This window comes from Streptomyces sp. NBC_00341 (assembly GCF_041435055.1).
Taxonomy (GTDB): Bacteria; Actinomycetota; Actinomycetes; order Streptomycetales; family Streptomycetaceae; genus Streptomyces.
In genome coordinates this window covers 4040803-4057480 of the sequence record NZ_CP108002.1, presented here as the reverse complement: position 1 = coordinate 4057480, position 16678 = coordinate 4040803, and the positions used below count along the sequence as shown (strand labels likewise).

The following is a 16678-nucleotide window of genomic DNA, read 5'->3' as shown; positions in this document are numbered from 1 at the left end:
TCACTCCTCCCCGCAGATCCGCAGCCCCTGGGGCGTCGCGCACGGCAGGTGGCCGTGGGTGCGGACGACGTCCTGACCGCTGCCCCTGCTGAGGTACGCCAGGAAGCTGGAGGCCAGTGAGTCGGCGGGCGGGCTGCCGTAGGTGTACGCGTACTCGATCTCCCGGTACGGGTAGCTGCTGGTGCCGATCGTGTCGACGGACGGGGTGTCGCCGTCGATGGCGATCTGGTGTGCCCCGGCGGGCTTGGTGCCGGAGCGCAGTTCGCTGTAGCCGATCGCGCCGGGGAGCCGGCCCACCTCGGCCAGGACCTGTTCGGTGGAGTCGAGTTCGCAGCGGAGGACGGGGGCCCGCGGGTCGTCCTTCGTCGTGCAGTCGCGGGAGGACTGGGCGGGCTCGTTGCGGCCCAGGACGCGGCGCTGGAAGACCTCGCGGGTACCGGAGTTGGCGTCCCGGCTGACCAGCAGTACGGGCAGGTCCGGGCCGCCCAGCTGCCGCCAGTCGCGGATGTCGCCCCGGTAGATCCGGCGGACGTCGTCGCCGGTCAGGTTCTTCAGCGGGACCCGGTCGTTGACGACGAGGCGGAAGAGCGAGACGGCGACGCGGTTTTCGCGCAGTTGCGGGAAGCCGCTCGGCTTGGGCCCGTCGGAGAAGGCCACCAGGGCGGGCGAACCGGATTTCCCGGAGCCGGATTCCGCCGAGCCCGCCGCCCCGGACCCGGACCCGGAGCCGGACCCGGGTCCGGAGCCGGACCCCGGCTTCCCCGGCCCGGCGCCCCGTTCGGCCAGTTCGCGTATCCCCGCCGTGCTGCCGTGCGCGTCCACGGTGACGGTGGCCCCCTCGCACGCCTCGCCGTACTTCGCCGCCAGCTCCCGCAGGACCGGGGCGAAGGCGGTGGAGCCGGTCAGGGTCAGCTCGCCGCGCGCGCAGCCGATGGGCGGCGGAGTGTCGTCCCGCACCAGGATGATGGCGGCCAGCGTGACGACGCAGACGGTCAGCGCGACGGTGATGAACCGGGCGGCCCGGCCGAACATCGGGGGCTTCTCGTCGGGGCGGGCCGCCTTGTTCGGCGTCACCTCGCCGTCCCGGATGCCGCCGGTGACCCGGATCGGGGAGCCCACCCGGGAGCCGGTCAGCAGGACCAGCAGCTTGAAGTGCTCGCCCCGGTTGAGCGGCACGCGCGGCAGCCGGATCAGGGAGCCGCTCTCGCGCAGCCCGGCGGACGGGGTGAAGTGGTCCATGAGGTGGTCGGCGCCGGGGGAGTGGGTGACGGCGATGCCGCGGACCCGGCGTTCGGTGAACTCGACGACGAGGCCGTGAAGTTGTTCGTCCGGCCCGGTGTAGTCGCCGCGCGCGATGGACTGCGATCCGTCGTTCTCGACGCGCAGCAGGACGAGCGTGGCGTCGGACATGTCCGGGGTCTCGTCGAAGAGCCCGAGCCGGACGTTGGCCCGGCCCTGGCCGGCGTCGCTGCCGATCGGGGTGTCCATCTGCACCCGGTAGCCGATGCGTTTGCGGCGGGGTACCCGGCGCTCGTACCAGAGCACGCCGACGGAGGCGAGGACGCCCAGTACGGCGGTCGCCACGGCCACGACGTTCTCGGTGCTGAGCCACTCCACGCTCCGGGCCTCCTGCCTGTCGGACGCCTGTACGGGTTCGGGTGCGCGTCACCGTAGGGGCGCCGGCGGGCTGACGGGTGGCCGAGGCGTGGCCAACAGGCGTCCACAGGACAGCGATTGGTCCGAACCTTGACAGGTCCAGACCAATCGAGGTTGGGTGTCGGGATGCCTGGACGGCCCGTCCGCCGAGGTCTGCGGCGTGCGTGCCATGCCCCGTCCCGTCGAAGTCCCGTCGAAGTCCTGTCGAAGGAGTGAGCAGCGCTGAACCGCATCAAGAGCGTCCTGACCGTCCTGAGTGCCGTCATCGCGACGGCGGCCTTCCTCCCCGCCGCCACTGCGGCGCCCGCCGCCACGGAGCGGTGCGCGCCGCTCTGGAGCTCCTCGACCGCCTACACGGCCGGCGGCACCGCCTCGCACCACGGTCGCAACTGGACGGCCAAGTGGTGGACGCAGAACGAGAATCCGGGCGCCACCACCGTCTGGGCCGACGCCGGGGCCTGTACGGGAGGGGTCTCCGACTTCGCCATCAGCGAGGCGGAGTTCGACCGGATCTTCCCGGACCGCGACCCCTTCTACACGTACCAGGGGCTGATCGACGCCCTGCACGCCTACCCGCGCTTCGCCAACACCGGGACCGAGGCCATGCGGAGCCGGGAGGCGGCGGCGTTCCTGACCCACGCCGACTTCGAGTCGGTCGGGCTCCAGTACGTGAAGGAGATCAACGAGGCCAACTACTGGATCAAGTGCGACTACAGCCAGCCCTTCGGCTGCCCGGCCGGTCAGTCCGCGTACTACGGGCGCGGCCCGATCATGTTCAGCTGGAACTTCAACTACAAGGCCGCCGGTGACGCGCTCGGCCTCGATCTGCTGAACGATCCGTGGCTGGTCGAGCAGGACCCGTCGGTCGCCTGGCAGACAGCGCTCTGGTACTGGAACACCCAGAACGGCCCCGGCACCATGACCTCGCACGAGGCCATGGTCGGCGGCGCCGGATTCGGCGAGACGATCCGCTCGCTCAACGGCGCGCTGGAGTGCGACGGCGGCAACCCCGACTCGGTGCGGGCGCGGGTCGAAAAGTACGAGCGGATCACCGGGATCATCGGGACCGACCCCGGCTCCGGGCTGACCTGCTGACCACCCCTCAGCTCTGATTCGGCTGACCGGTCGGACAGTAGGGCGTCCCGCATGCTGGACGGGCCCGAAGGTTTTACCTTCGGGCCCGTCGCCGCCCGGGGGCCGGGTACGGAGTGAATCCCTCCGGAATCAGCCCTGTTGGGGACGCGTATCGCGCGGATGTCCGGAGTCCGGTGCGCGTGGGGGCGGCGGAGTGGGAAGGTTTCCTTACGATGGTCTAGACCTTGACAGGTCCAGACCAGAGCGCTTGAGTGTCGGCACCCCCCATGGCGGCGCACCGATGAGCTCGGTGCGCCGCGCCGAAGGAGTGTTCACATGATCAGACGCATCATGGGCCTGCTCACCGCGCTGGGCGCGGTCGTCGCGACGCTTGTCATCCTCCCCGCCACCACCGCGTCGGCAGCCGACTGCGCGGCCGCCTGGAACTCCTCGTCCGTCTACACGGGCGGCGGCTCCGCCTCGTACAACGGGCACAACTGGTCCGCCAAGTGGTGGACGCAGAACGAGACGCCGGGCAGCTCCGACGTCTGGGCCGACCAGGGCAGTTGCGGAAGCGGCGGTACGGATCCGGGCGACCCGGGTTCGTCCGCGGACTTCATCGTCAGCGAGGCCCAGTTCAACCAGATGTTCCCGGGCCGCAACTCCTTCTACACGTACAGCGGGCTGACCGCCGCACTGGATGCCTACCCCGGCTTCGCCAACACCGGCAGCGACACGGTGAAGAAGCAGGAGGCGGCCGCGTTCCTGGCCAACGTCAGCCACGAGACCGGCGGTCTGGTGTACGTGGTCGAGCAGAACACGGCCAACTACCCCCACTACTGCGACAGCACCCAGCCCTACGGCTGCCCCGCGGGCCAGGCCGCGTACTACGGGCGCGGTCCGATCCAGCTCAGCTGGAACTTCAACTACAAGGCCGCCGGTGACGCCCTCGGCATCGACCTGCTGGGCAACCCCTACCTGGTCGAGCAGGACGCGGCCGTGGCCTGGAAGACCGGCCTCTGGTACTGGAACACCCAGAACGGCCCCGGCACCATGACGGCCCACAACGCCATGGTGAACGGCGCCGGATTCGGTGAGACGATCCGCTCCATCAACGGCTCCATCGAGTGCAACGGCGGCAACCCCGCCCAGGTGCAGAGCCGGATCGACAAGTACCAGGCCTTCGTGTCGATCCTCGGTACGACGCCCGGTTCGAACCTGAGCTGCTGACGCCCGGTTCGAACCTGAGTTGCTGACGCCCGGTTCGAACCTGAGCTGCTGACGCGCGGGCTCCCGTGGACGGGGGGTACCGGCGGCCTCACGGCCGCGGGTGCCCCCCGTCCGGCTGTCCGCCCCCGGTGAGGTCCAGCGCCCGCAGCGCCAGCCACAGGTCGTAGCGGGCGCTCGGCGTCCGCAGGAGCGAGCGTCGCAGCACGGTCTCCAGTCGGGTGAGGCGCTTGCGCACCGCGGGTACGGAGATGGCCAACACATCTGCCGTCGCGCCGAGTTGGGCCTCGCACTCCAGCCAGGTGCGCAGGGTGGTGTACGGGTCGGCGGTGCGGCCGGCCGCTCCGGGGGCGCCGAGCGGGCGCAGTTGCTGGGCCGCCCAGGCGCGGACCGCCGGGGTGCGCAGGATCTCGTCCAGCGAGGGGGCGGGCGCCCGCGTGTCCCCGGCCGGACGGCCCGGCCTGGGCAGGGTGGGCGTGGCGCGGACGGCCAGCGCCAGATCGAGTGCGGCCTGGTCGGCGACCCGGTCCAGGTCCAGGTCCAGCAGCTCGCCGATCAGCCGCAGCCGGGCGGCCAGGGTGTTGCGGTGGATCTTCAGGTGCGCGGTCGCGTGCGAGGAGAACGCGAGCCAGGAGGCGAGGGTCGCCGCGAGCTCCTGGCTGTTCGGGTCCTGGCCACGCCTCGGCAGGTGGCCGAGGAGCGGCGCCAGCAGCCCGTCGGCCCACCGCGCGCCCTCGGCGCCGACCACCAGCGCGGGTTCGGGGGCCGAGCCGAAACCGGCGTGCCGGCCGGGCAGCCCGCGGGCGACGGCCAGCGCGTGGAACGCCTGGCGGTAGGCGGTCGCCGTGTCGGACAGCGGTACGTCCTCGCTGATGCCCACCACGCAGTCGTCCACCACCGCGGCCACCCGCGGGCCGAGGCGCCCGCCCGCCGGTTCCGGTCCGGCCGGTGCGATGAGGATCAGATGGCGCGCGTACACCGGGCACCGCACGATCCAGGACCGGCCGCCGGAGAGGTCCGTACAGATCCGGGCCACCTCGTCCCTGCTGTCGCCGGGGCACTCGACGACGCAGACCCGGACGGGGTCGGGCAGGGCGGGTTTGAGCGCGCCGGCCACCTGGTGCGCGATCGACAGCTGGCCGGTCATGAGCAGGTGCAGTACGGCCTCGCGGCCTCTGGACTCGGCCAGATCGACCCGGCGCCGCTTGCGCTCGACGGTCTCGGCCGCCCAGCACATGGAGAGCGGCAGGGCCGCGTCGGACAGGAGCACGGCCAGCCGCTCCGGCAGCGGGCGGCGGGCGATCACGGCGAGAACCGGTGCGGCGCTGCCCGGCGGTCCGTCCAGGGCGAACATCAACGCGGTGTGCCCTCCCCGGTCGAGGGCGAGGGAACGGGCACCGAGCGCCGTCAGTTCCCGTACCCCCTCGGCGGCGGTGGCGGCCGATCCTGCACTCGCGGCGTCGGGGTCCCGGGCAACGCCGTACAGGACGGTTCCGTCGCCGCCGAGCAGCCCCGCCCAGCCGTCGGCCCGGCCGGACAGCCAGCGCAGCAGCTCCCGTGAGCCACCGGCACGGGCGAGTCCGTGCATCCGTATGACGTCGTCGGCGCGACTCCGCGCGTGCACACCGCCCCCGCTTCTGCCTTGCTCCTGTCCGGCTTCCGCCCTGCTTCCGCGGATCCTGTTTCCGCCGGGTCCTGTCCTGTTCCGCCGGGTCCTGCCCCGCCAGAAATCGGAACGCAGAGTACCGGTTTGGCTGTGCGAACTGATACCCGTCACCGGCCACACAGTGCGAACTGAATCTTTACCGCCCCCTACCCCGCGGCCTAGAGTCCGAACGCGGTTGCGGGCCTTTCGGGGGAGAGGCACGGGGGACGACGGCAGCGGCTCACGGGGGTGGCCGCTGCCGTCGGCGCAGCCGCCCTTCTCCGCCGAGAGCCGCGTTGTCAGTGGTGACCCTTAGCGTCGGAACCAGAGATGGTCGTCGGCGCACGAGGAGAGGTCACCACCATGGAGTTCCGGATCGAGCGCGGCGCACTGGCCGACGCCGTCGGCTGGGCGGCCCGGGTGCTGCCCACGAGGTCACCCGTTCCCGTGCTGGGCGGTCTGCTGCTGGAAGCGGCGGACGGCAGGCTGTGCATCTCCGGCCTCGACTACGAGGCGTCCGCCCGGATCGAGGTGGACGCCGAGATCCTGCGGCCCGGCAAGGTGCTCGTGATGGGCCGCCGACTGCTGGACGTGTGCCGGGTGCTGCCCCAGGGCGCGGTGGAGTGCGCGGTGGAGGGTTCCCGCTTCACGGTCACGGGCAGCGGAGCCGGATTCGGCCTGTCGGTGCTGCCGTTCGACGACTACCCCTCGCTGCCGCCGCTGCCGGAGGTCCTCGGCGCGGTGGACAGCGCGGAGTTCGCGGCGGCCGTCGCGGATGTCACGGTGGCGGCGGGCCGGGACGACACCCTGCCGACGCTCACCGGGATCCGGCTGGGGCTGGACGGTGACCGGATGACCCTGGCGGCGACGGACCGCTACCGCTTCGCCGTCCGCACCCTGGGCTGGAAGCCCGCTGCGGCGGACGTCCGCGCCGATGTCGTGGTCTCGGCCCGCCGGCTCACCGAGATCGCCCGCTCCTTCGGCCGCGCGGGCATGGTCAGCCTGGCGCTGGACAGCGGCTCGGCCGGATTCGAACTGGCGGGGACGCGCACCACGGTCCGGCTCCTGGACGGCCGGCTGCCGCGCCACGACAAGCTGTTCGCGATGCGGGACCCGGTCACGGCGGTCACGGAGCGCGAGCCCCTGGTCGAGGCGGTGAAGCGGGTCTCGGTGGTGGCGGACAACGACAGCCCGCTCCAATTCGCCTTCCACGGAGACTCGGTGCTGCTCCAGGCGGGTTACGAGGACGACGTGGCGTCCCAGCGGCTGCCCGCCGTGCTCGCGGGAACGGAGGAGATGGTGGTCGCCTTCAACCCCGCGTACCTGATGGACGCGCTGGCCTCGTTCGACGCACCGGTCGTCCGGTTCCGGCTGATGGGCCCGGGGCAGCGCACCATGCTCACCGGGCACGACACCCAGGAGGACGCGCTGGACACGGCGGAAGGGACGTTGCCGCCCGCGCACCAGCATCTGCTGATGTCGGTCAGGCCGTTGGTCTGAGGGGCTGCCCCGCGAGTGGGGGGCGCGGGGCAGCCCTCGGCACCGGACCGGGACCGGGCCCGGGAGGGGCGGAGGTCCGGAAGGCGGCGGCCGGGGAGGCTCAGAAGCTGGGGAAGCCGGTGGACGAGGTGCGGCCCGGGATGTAGTCGAAGTTCGGCGTGAGCGTGCCGAGAAGACTGCCGACGCGCGGCCCCTCGTCACCGGTCACCTGGGCGAACATCCTCGATGCCTCGGCCGTGATGCGGAACGGCACCTTCTCCAGCCGCCACCCCGTGAGGCTGGGGCGGGCACCGGCCAGCGTCTCTGCGGGGGTCGTGTCCGCGATCATCAGCTCGTCGGTGAGCGGCACGCCGTTCACCGCGACGCCCGCGGAGTAGCCGGGTGTCGGCATCACACGGATGTAGGTCGGCTTCAGCGTGATGGTCTTGCCGGAGGCCGCGTGGTGGAAGTTGAGACCGCCGGGGTAGAAGATGCGCCCCTGGGAGTCGAGGCCGTCGCCCGCCGTCGAGCCGATCGGCATGGAGAAGCTGCGGCCGTCCGGAGCCATCGCGAAGGGGCTGATGGCGTCCAGCGTGATGCCGTGGTCCCGCATCCAGCCCAGCAGTTCGTCGCTGAGCTCCACATCGGCGTCACCCCACGGCGAGAGGTACACGCCCGGAAGCGGATCGGCGGCCGCCGTGCGGGCGGCCGGGACCTGGGCGGCGGTCGCCCCGGCCGATGCCATGCCCAACGGCACGGTCAGGGCGGCGACTGCGGCGAGGACGGCGAGGCGGCGGATTGCGTGCATACTCATGAACCTTCCAGCTCTGGTGAAGCGGTGGGGGGTGTCGGACGCGGCGGTCCGGGAAGTTCCAACAGGTTTCGAGCAAAATCCAGTTGACGACGCAACGGTTGCCCGGGTCATCGACTCGCTCGCCTGTCGGGTATGTCCATCAATGCATACATGTGCGCATGATCAAACTGCGCCTCACCTATTCGACGGAAACGACCACGCGATCGGGTCTGACCGGCGCGGTGATCCCCCGCCATGATCAACAACGCACCACTCTGGGCGTACCCCGAACGCCGACCACTGGAGCGCAGCATGCCCGCAACTGGCCTCAGGCCAACGCGTCTTCCACGACGAGTCCCCCGCGTCCGCGCCGCCGCACTGGCCGCGACCGGCGCCGCGCTGACCGCCGCGTCCCTCTGGGGGCCACTCACCGGAAGCAGTGAGGCGGGCGGGCACATCGACGCGCCGTCGTCCCTGACGGACACCGCGGCCGACCTCACCGACGTCTACGCGTTCAGCAGCCCCGACAACGCGGACATGGTCACCCTGGTCGCGAACGTCCGGCCCTTCGAGCTGCCGGGCACCGCGGCGAACGCCCTGGTGGACTACCCCTTCGCGACGGGCGCACGGTACGAGATCCACACCGACGCGGACGGGGACGGGGCGCCGGACACCACGTACCGCTGGACGTTCCGCGACGACGACCGCAGGCCCTTCGGGCTCGGCCCCAAGGTCGGCCCGACGCCGGTGACTTCGCTGGACGACAGGTCGCTCGGCGTGCGCCAGAAGTACACCCTGGAGCGCATCACCGCGGACGGCGGCGCCACGACCCTGCTGAACGACGCGATCGCCGCGCCCACCGACACCGGCCGGTTCCTCATGCCGGACTACGGAAAGCTCCGCGGTCAGGCGATCCGCAGCCTGCCGGGCGGCGGCCAGACCCTCGCGAGCCAGGTGGCGGACTCGTTCAAGGCCGACAGCCAGGTGTTCGGGCTGTACACCTTCGGCACCCGGGGTCCCGTGCCCGGCTGGCTGCCGGATGCCCAGCCGCTGTCGGCGCTCAACGTGAACAGCCTGATCATCCAGGTGCCCAAGCGGGAAGTGGCTCTGAAGGGCGACCCGGAGCGCAATCCGGTGATCGGCGTGTGGGCGAGCGTGTCGCGGCAGGGGGCCGACCTCGGGCGGAGCCTGGCGAAGCAGGCACCGGTGTTCCGGCAGGTCGCGCGGGCCGGGACGCCGCACCTCGCGTTCACGGTGTACGGCTCGACCGTCGGCTTCTTCAAGCCGGGCGGGCCGGAGGACCGGTTCCAGGCGCGGGCCCCGAAGGACGACCACTTGGAGAACGAGTTCCTGGCCGACACGCTCGACCCCGTACCGCCCCACCGCATCCAGACCGCTCAGGGGTTCAAGGCGCCGGCCACACCGCGTACCGACATCCAGGCTCTTTTCCTCAAGGGCATCGGCAAGGACAACGGCTCCGCGTTCGGCTTCGACCTGAATACCCACACCATGAACGCGGACGCCGACCCCGGCCGCATCGTGATGGCCGAGGAGCTCCGGCTCAACCTGACGACGCCGGTCACCGCCGCCCCGCAGCCCATGGGCGTGCTCGACGGCGACCGGCAGGGATTCCCCAACGGCCGCCGGCTCAACGACAACATCGACGGCCCGCTGCTGCGGATGCTGGAGGGCGAGCCCGCGCAGCCCTCACCGCCCGGACTGCTTCCGAAGCCGGTCGCCGCCCTGGAGGTCGCGGACGCGCAGCGCACCTTCCCGTATCTCAACCTGCCGCACGCGGGCCCGTGAGGCGCTCGCTCCTGACGGTCGGCGGGGCGGTGGCCGCGGCCGGGTGCGTGGTGGGACTGCTGTACCTCGGTCCCGCCGAGGACCCGCACCCGGTGCCCGCCGCCCCGCAGGCCGCCGCCCCGCAGGCCGGCTCGGCGCCGGCGGCCACCGCCGGGCTCGCGGTCGCCACCGCCCGCAGGCGCACACAGCGCGCTCCGGACGACCCCACAGCCTGGTCGGGCCTGGCACGCGCGGAGGCGGAGGAGGCCCGGGTAACCCTGGACGCGAGCCGCCTCGACGCGGCGGACGAGGCACTGCGCCGCTCCCTGGCCCTTCAGAAGACGGACAACTACGCGGCGGTGACGGGTCAGGGGGTGGTGGCCAACGCCCGGCACGCGTTCGCCGAGGGCCGCGACTTCGGGCTCCGCGCCACCCGGATGGCACCCGACCGGGCGGACGGCTACGCCGTACTGGCCGACGCGCAGATCCAGCTCGGTGACTACCCGGCGGCCAGGGCCGCGGTGCAGCGCCTGCTGGACATCGCCCCGGCCGGCGCGGCGTACAGCAGAGCGGCCTACGACCTGGAGACCAACGGCAGACCGAAGGACGCCGCGATCGCCCTCCAACGGGCGGTGGACAGCGCGTCCACCGCCGACGAACGAGCCTTCGCCCAGGCCAGGCTGGGCGAACTGGCCTGGGCGCAGGGCGCGGTGGACCGGGCGGAGCGGCACTTCCGGCTCGCGGCCGACGCCGTACCCGGCTACGCGTACGCGGAGGCCGGACTGGCCAGGGTGCTCGCCGTGCGCGGTGAACGCTCGAAGGCCCTGGGCATGTACCGGGAGCTGACCGGGCGGGCACCGCTGCCGCAGTTCCTCGCGGAGGCGGTGGAGTTGGGCGGCAGTAGTAGTAGCAGTAGTGGCGGATCGGTGCGGTCGGAGAAGGCGGCGCTGGACGCGGAGGTGCGGCTGTTGCGGGCGTCGGGCGGTGCGGTCGATCCGCATCTCGCGCTGTACGTCGCGGACCACGGCGACCCGGACGTCGCGGTGGAGCTCATGCGGGGCGAGTGGAAGCGCGCCCGGAGCGTCATCGTCGCGGACGCCCTGGGCTGGGCGCTGCACCGCGCGGGGCACGACGCGGAAGCCGTCGGATACGCCCGCAAGGCCGCCAGGACGGGCTGGGGCAACGCGCTCTTCCGGTACCACCGGGGCGCGATCGAACACGCCCTCGGGCTGCCCGAGGGCGACCGGCACCTGCGCGAGGCGCTCGCCCTGAACCCGGACTTCTCCCCGTACCACGCACCGCTGGCGCGAAGGCTGTTGAAGCCGACGCGAGAGCGGCACGCAACCGACACGAAGACGACCTGAACTCCGGCCTCAACCACTACGACGGGCTGCGGCTCGCCCGGGACGGGATCACGGACACTGAGAGCGGTGGGCGTCGGCCTGATGCTGCGCGGCCCGGCCTGACTCAGCCGGACTTCGTGTACGTGAGCGTCTCGCCGCTGTCCGTGTTCTCGCGGCTCAGGGTGCCGTCCGGGAGCAGGGTGAGCGTGGTCGGGCCGCCCGGTGTGCAGGATGACATGGGCTCGCCGAGCGTCACTTTGGAGGGGCCGATCCGGAGCGGGGCGTCGCCGGTGACGACGTCCGTCAGATCCGCCTGGAAGACGCAGCGGTAGGGGCCGCCGGTGTCGGTCGGGCCCTCCGCGGTGAGGCTGAGGACGGTGTCACCGACCCCGCCCTGCTGGATGACGAGTTGGCGGGTGGAGTGGCCGACGGCGTTGTCGATGCCGGTGGACCAGGTGCCGAGATACCCCTCGGGGATGCCGTCCTCGTCGCCGTTCCCCCCGTCGTCGGTGGGGGAGGGGTCCTGGCTGCCGTCGGGAGAACCGGAGTTGGCCCCGGAGGAGCCCTTCGCGGGAGAAGGCGTGCTGGAGTGCTTCGGGGCGGCCGTGGTGTCGCCGCTGCTGCTCATCAGCGCGTAGACGGAGCCGCCGGCCCCTATCGCGACGAGCATCGCGATCACCACGAGAGCGACGGTCCAGCCGTTCCGCCGCCGCGCCGGATCGGCGGCGGGCGGCTGGGTGCCGGGGGGATACCGGGGGTCGTACGGGGGCGTGGCGCCGGGATCGGGCTGCTGCGGGTAGCCGTACGCCTGGCCCTGGCCCAGGGGCTGCTGCTGCGGGTAGCCGTACGCCTGGTTCTGGACGGGGGGCGATTGGGGGTATCCGTATGCCTGGCCCTGGCCCTGGACCGGGCCCTGGTTGGGGGCGTGCTGCTGCGGATAGCCGTACCCCGGGGCGGGAGTCGCTCCGTACCCCGGAACGGGCGTCGCTCCGTACCCCGGCGTGGGCGTCGCTCCGTACCCCGGGGCCGGGGTCGCCGTCGGATACGAGGCCGGGTCCGGCTGGGCGGGCTGCGGCGGGCCGACCACGGTGGGCGGCGCCGGGGGCGGCGTGTCCTGCGGGACGGCGCCCTGCGGGTTCGAGCCCTGCGGGACCGCGCCCTGCGGGTCCTGCGGGTTCGCGCCCGGCACCGTGTCCGCACGGGTCTTCGCTTCGTCCGCTTCCGCCGCTTGTCCGGGCGCTTCCGGACCCCCGGGCTCCGCCGCATCCGTTGCGTCCGCCGCGTCGGTCGCGTCCTCAGGGTCTTCCGAGTCGAGCAGTTCCACGGCGTGCCGGCCGAGTTGGGCGATGAGCGCGCCCGGGAGCCAGGGCTCCGGGGTGTCGTCCTCGGCCAGCCGGTCCAGTATCTCGTCGGGCGTCGGTCTGGCCGCCGGGTCCTTGCGCAGGCAATCCCGTATCAGCTCCACCAGGTCCACCGGCACCCCGGTCAGGTCCGGGTCCTCCTGCGCGATCCGGAACAGCAGCGCGTGCACCCCGCTGGCCGAGTCGCCGAACGGGAGCCGCCCGGTCGACGCGTAGGCCAGCACCGAGCCCAGACAGAACACGTCGCACGCCGTGGTCACCGGCTCGCCCCGCACCTGCTCGGGCGACATGAAACCGGGGGAGCCGACCAGCGCCCCGGTGCGGGTGAGACCGCCGTCGGTGACGGTGTCGAGGGCCCGCGCGATGCCGAAGTCGATGACCCGGGGGCCGTCGATCGTCAGCAGGATGTTGGACGGTTTGAGGTCGCGGTGGATGAGCCCGGCGGTGTGGATGGCCCGCAGGGCGTGCGCGAGACCGTTGCCCAGGATGTGGACCGAGCGTTCCGGCAGTGGCCCGTACGCGCCGGGGGCGGGGCCCGCCGAGATGATCGTGCGGCCGGAGACGGTGGTCTGGAGGGACGGGCCCGCGATGTAACCGGTGGCGACCCAGGGCACGTTGGCGTCGGTGTCGGCGTCCAGCACGGGGGCGGTCCAGCTGGAGCCGAGCCGGCGAGCGGCCATCACCTCCCGCCGGAACCGGTCGCGGAACTCCTGCTGCTCGGCGAGCTCCTCGCGTACGAGCTTGATCGCGACGGTGCGCCCACGGTCCGAGCGGGCCAGATAGACCTGACCCATGCCGCCCGCACCGAGTCTGCCCAGCAGTCGGTAGGCGCCGATGCGTTGCGGATCTACGGAGCCGAGCTTTTCCATGGTGTGCAGTCCTCCCCCGTACGGCCACACGCCGAACGGGTCGAGAATAGCGGCGCGGTCGTGCCCCGGCGGGGGGTGGTGGCCGGTCCGTGCCCGGAGTCAGGGCCTTTCGCCCGGATCAGGACGGGCTGTGCACCGCGTCCATGGTCCCGGGACGGGCGGCCCGTCCCGGAGACCGGCGGCGCTCCGGCCGGCACCGTCCCGGGCACCTGCCACCGCGCGGCGACCCGACACCCTGCCGAACCACCCGCCCCCCTCCATATACAAGGTGGCCATACCGGGCCGTGCCCGACGGTGCCTACGCTCGCCGTATGACCCCTCATCCCCGTCATGCCGCCGCCGCTGACCCCGCCGCCGGCGCGGCCGTGAAGGCCGCCGACCGCGCGCACGTGTTCCACTCCTGGTCCGCCCAGGGCCTGATCGACCCGCTCGCCGTCGCCGGCGCCGAGGGGGCGTACTTCTGGGACTACGACGGCAACCGCTACCTGGACTTCACCAGCGGTCTCGTCTACACCAACATCGGCTACCAGCACCCCACCGTCGTCGCCGCGATCCAGGAGCAGGCGGGGCGGATGACGACCTTCGCGCCCGCCTTCGCGATCGAGTCGCGCTCCGAGGCCGCCCGCCTCATCGCGGAGCGCACGCCGGGCGACCTGGACAAGATCTTCTTCACCAACGGCGGCGCGGAGGCCGTCGAGAACGCCGTCCGGATGGCCCGGCTGCACACCGGCCGCACAAAGGTGCTGTCCGCCTACCGCTCGTACCACGGCGCCACCTCCACCGCGATCAACCTGACCGGCGACCCGCGCCGCTGGGCGTCGGACAACGGCTCGGCGGGCGTCGTCCGGTTCTGGGCCCCGTTCCTCTACCGCTCGCCGTTCTACGCGCAGACCGAGGCGGAGGAGTGCGCCCGCGCACTCCAGCACCTGGAGGACACCCTCGCCTACGAGGGCCCCTCGACCATCGCCGCGATCATCCTGGAGACCATCCCGGGCACGGCCGGCATCATGACCCCGCCGCCGGGCTACCTCGCCGGTGTCCGTGAGATCTGCGACCGGTACGGGATCGTCTTCGTCCTCGACGAGGTGATGGCGGGCTTCGGGCGCACCGGCAAGTGGTTCGCCGCCGACCACTTCGACGTCGCCCCCGACCTGATGACCTTCGCCAAGGGCGTCAACTCCGGTTACGTACCGCTCGGCGGCGTCGCCATCTCCGCCGAGATCGCCGCCACCTTCGAGACGCGCCCCTACCCGGGCGGGCTGACCTACTCCGGCCACCCGCTGGCCTGTGCGGCGGCCGTCGCCACCATCCACGTGATGGAGGACGAGAAGGTCATCGAGAACGCCGCCCACATCGGTGAGACGGTCCTCGGCCCCGGTCTGCGCGAGCTCGCCGCCAACCACCCCTCCGTCGGTGAGGTCCGCGGACTCGGCGCGTTCTGGGCGCTGGAGCTGGTCCGCAACAAGGAGACCCGCGAGCCGCTCGTCCCGTACAACGCGACCGGCGCCGCCAACGCCCCGATGGCGGCCTTCGGGGCGGCGGCCAAGAAGCACGGTCTGTGGCCCTTCATCAACATGAACCGCACCCACGCCGTGCCGGCCTGCAACGTCACGGAGACCGAGGCCAAGGAGGGCCTGGCGGCACTCGACGCCGCACTGGCGGTGGCCGACGGGTACACCGCGTAGCACCACCGCCCGCGCGCGGCGCCCCTTCCCCCGTCCCCTCCCCACCGGCCCGGCCGGCGGGCTCGGTCTAAGGTGGCCGAAACCGAAACAGGGGAGGGGCGCTCATGCGCGCGAGCGGAGCTGTCACCCGCAGTACGCTGCGGCAGCAGATCGCGGACGCGCTGCGTGACGAGGTGCTCTCGGGGCGTCTTCAGCCGGGGCGGGAATTCACCGTCAAGCAGATCGCGGAGCAGTACGGCGTCTCCGCGACGCCCGTCCGCGAAGCGCTGTTCGACCTCTCCGCGCAGGGCCTGCTCGAATCGGATCAGCACCGCGGATTCAGGGTGCACCAGTTCTCCGTCGCGGACTACCGGGCGATGGTGGAGGCCCGCACCCTGGTCATGGACGGGGTGATCCGGGACGTCTTCCGCGAGCAGCCCCCGTCCCCGGAACGGCAGGCGAGGTACCGGGAGGCGCTCGTCTCGGTACGCCGCCGGGCCGATGAGGCCGCCCGCGCGGCCCGCGGCGGCGACCTCGACATCCTGATCGGCTACGACCTGCGGTTCTGGCGGGAGCTGGGCGCGCTCACCGGCAACGCGTACATCGGTGACTTCCTGCACCGGCTGCGGGTCCAGGCCTGGGTGTTCGCCGTCCCGTACCTGCGCGGCGACGCGGACGTACGGGACTGGCTCTGGCAGGGGCACTCGGACCTCGTCGCCGCGGTCACGCTCCGGGACCGCGAGGCGCTGAGCGCGGTGGTCGACCACTACAACGGCCACGCGCTGAACTGGGCGGACCGGCTGGCGGCCGGTGATCCGGACCACCTCGGCCACGCACCGCCGCCCGGGGCGGAAGAGGCCCCTGATCCTGCGGGGCCGGAGGCCTGAGCGGCGCCGTTACCCGAAGTCGCTCATGGGGGAACACTGTCCGCCGCGTGGCGACCGCATTACGCTGTCCGGACTTACGCTGTCCCGACCCTTGCACGCACCCGTTGGAGAGCGAGACTTCGTGGCCTGTGACCTGTGGCTGGTCCCCCTCGTCGATGTGCTGTGCCACAGCCCCGACAACCCCTTCGCCGAAGAGATAGCCGTCTTCGACCAGGCGCTGGGTGCGGCGGGACTGCCGCCCGTACCCGTCTACGCCTACATGCCGGGTCTGACCGGAGACGTGGCCCCGGTCGCGGGCTTCGACTACGACGCCCTGCACTTCCTGCGCCGCGCCTACCTGCTCCAGATCAGCGGCCTCGCCGTCACGCCCGTGGACGAACTGGGCGGCGACTACGAGCAGTTGCTGGAGATGTTCGAGCCGACGGCCCAGCAGTCGCACCTGGTGTGGCACTACGACCACGCGGGCGCGTACGTCCCCCTGGACTTCGCGTACCCGATCTCCAGCGACGATCTGCTGGAGGGCGGCGGCCCGCTCGGCTCCGCGCACGGGCTGCTCAGGGAGCTGGAGTTCGTCGCCCCGTCCATCGGTATCGATCCGGCCAATCCACCGGCCGCCCCGCTGCCGCCCGCCGCCCCCACCGAGCTGGAGGAACCGGCGGTCCCGATCCCCTACGACGACAACCCGTTCGCCCGGGAACGCCACGTCTGGCTCGGCCTGCACGCGGCGGTCACCCGCAGCCTCGCCCAGGGTTCGATGATCATCTTCAGCTGACGGACGAGCTGACGGACGAGCTGACGGACGAGCACACGGACGAGCCGTAGCCCGAGACGTCCGCCGGAGCCCCGCACCGGTCACTGGTCACCGGTCACTGGTCACCCGTCACCGGTCATCGAT

Annotated in this window: 12 protein-coding genes; 8 read left to right on the top strand and 4 right to left on the bottom strand. The window is 72.3% G+C overall.

The genetic code is table 11. From position 1 onward, the window contains the following. Complete coding sequence (locus tag OG892_RS18240; protein WP_371629696.1) at positions 1–1617, bottom strand: substrate-binding domain-containing protein; 1617 nt, start codon at positions 1615–1617, stop codon at positions 1–3. 261 nt (positions 1618–1878) lie between these two features. Between OG892_RS18240 and OG892_RS18235 the strand changes: the two genes are divergently transcribed. Both OG892_RS18235 and OG892_RS18230 read left to right on the top strand, forming a co-directional pair. Next, complete coding sequence (locus OG892_RS18235; protein WP_371631651.1) at positions 1879–2751, top strand: glycoside hydrolase family 19 protein; 873 nt, start codon at positions 1879–1881, stop codon at positions 2749–2751. A 315-nt stretch (positions 2752–3066) separates the two neighbouring features. Then, the gene (locus tag OG892_RS18230; RefSeq protein ID WP_073733531.1) at positions 3067–3960 is read left to right on the top strand and encodes a glycoside hydrolase family 19 protein; all 894 of its coding nucleotides are present in this window, start codon (positions 3067–3069) and stop codon (positions 3958–3960) included. A gap of 88 nt (positions 3961–4048) precedes the next feature. Here the strand turns inward: OG892_RS18230 and OG892_RS18225 are convergent, their stop codons facing one another. Beyond that, the gene (locus OG892_RS18225) at positions 4049–5545 is read right to left on the bottom strand and encodes a helix-turn-helix domain-containing protein (RefSeq protein WP_371631650.1); all 1497 of its coding nucleotides are present in this window, start codon (positions 5543–5545) and stop codon (positions 4049–4051) included. Between the two features lie 420 nt (positions 5546–5965). Between OG892_RS18225 and dnaN the strand changes: the two genes are divergently transcribed. Then, on the top strand, positions 5966–7102 hold the full coding sequence (gene dnaN / locus OG892_RS18220; protein ID WP_328866481.1) for a DNA polymerase III subunit beta: 1137 nt from the start codon (positions 5966–5968) through the stop codon (positions 7100–7102). Positions 7103–7202: 100 nt separating this feature from the next. Here dnaN and OG892_RS18215 read toward each other — a convergent pair whose 3' ends face one another. After that, on the bottom strand, positions 7203–7895 hold the full coding sequence (locus OG892_RS18215; RefSeq protein WP_371629695.1) for a hypothetical protein: 693 nt from the start codon (positions 7893–7895) through the stop codon (positions 7203–7205). Positions 7896–8186: 291 nt separating this feature from the next. On the opposite strand from OG892_RS18215, the gene OG892_RS18210 reads away from it, so the two are divergent. Then, a complete protein-coding gene (locus OG892_RS18210; RefSeq protein WP_371629694.1) occupies positions 8187–9680 on the top strand; it encodes a DUF4331 domain-containing protein in 1494 nt (497 codons plus the stop codon). Continuing rightward, entirely contained in the window at positions 9677–11023 is a 1347-nt protein-coding gene (locus tag OG892_RS18205; RefSeq protein WP_371629693.1) for a tetratricopeptide repeat protein, read from the top strand. Before OG892_RS18210 ends, OG892_RS18205 begins: the two co-directional genes overlap by 4 nt. A gap of 103 nt (positions 11024–11126) precedes the next feature. Here the strand turns inward: OG892_RS18205 and OG892_RS18200 are convergent, their stop codons facing one another. Further along, the gene (locus OG892_RS18200) at positions 11127–13232 is read right to left on the bottom strand and encodes a protein kinase (protein ID WP_371629692.1); all 2106 of its coding nucleotides are present in this window, start codon (positions 13230–13232) and stop codon (positions 11127–11129) included. A gap of 311 nt (positions 13233–13543) precedes the next feature. On the opposite strand from OG892_RS18200, the gene OG892_RS18195 reads away from it, so the two are divergent. The 3 genes from OG892_RS18195 to OG892_RS18185 all read left to right on the top strand — a co-directional run bounded on the left by OG892_RS18195 (position 13544) and on the right by OG892_RS18185 (position 16555). Continuing rightward, positions 13544–14917 (top strand): aspartate aminotransferase family protein, encoded by a 1374-nt coding sequence (locus OG892_RS18195; RefSeq protein ID WP_328866485.1) that lies wholly within the window; start codon positions 13544–13546, stop codon positions 14915–14917. Between the two features lie 104 nt (positions 14918–15021). Further along, positions 15022–15783 carry a GntR family transcriptional regulator gene (locus OG892_RS18190; protein WP_073733539.1) on the top strand — a complete coding sequence of 254 codons (762 nt, stop codon included), beginning with the start codon at positions 15022–15024 and terminating at the stop codon, positions 15781–15783. Positions 15784–15904: 121 nt separating this feature from the next. Continuing rightward, entirely contained in the window at positions 15905–16555 is a 651-nt protein-coding gene (locus OG892_RS18185; protein WP_073733540.1) for a hypothetical protein, read from the top strand. The last annotated feature ends 123 nt before the right edge of the window (positions 16556–16678 follow it).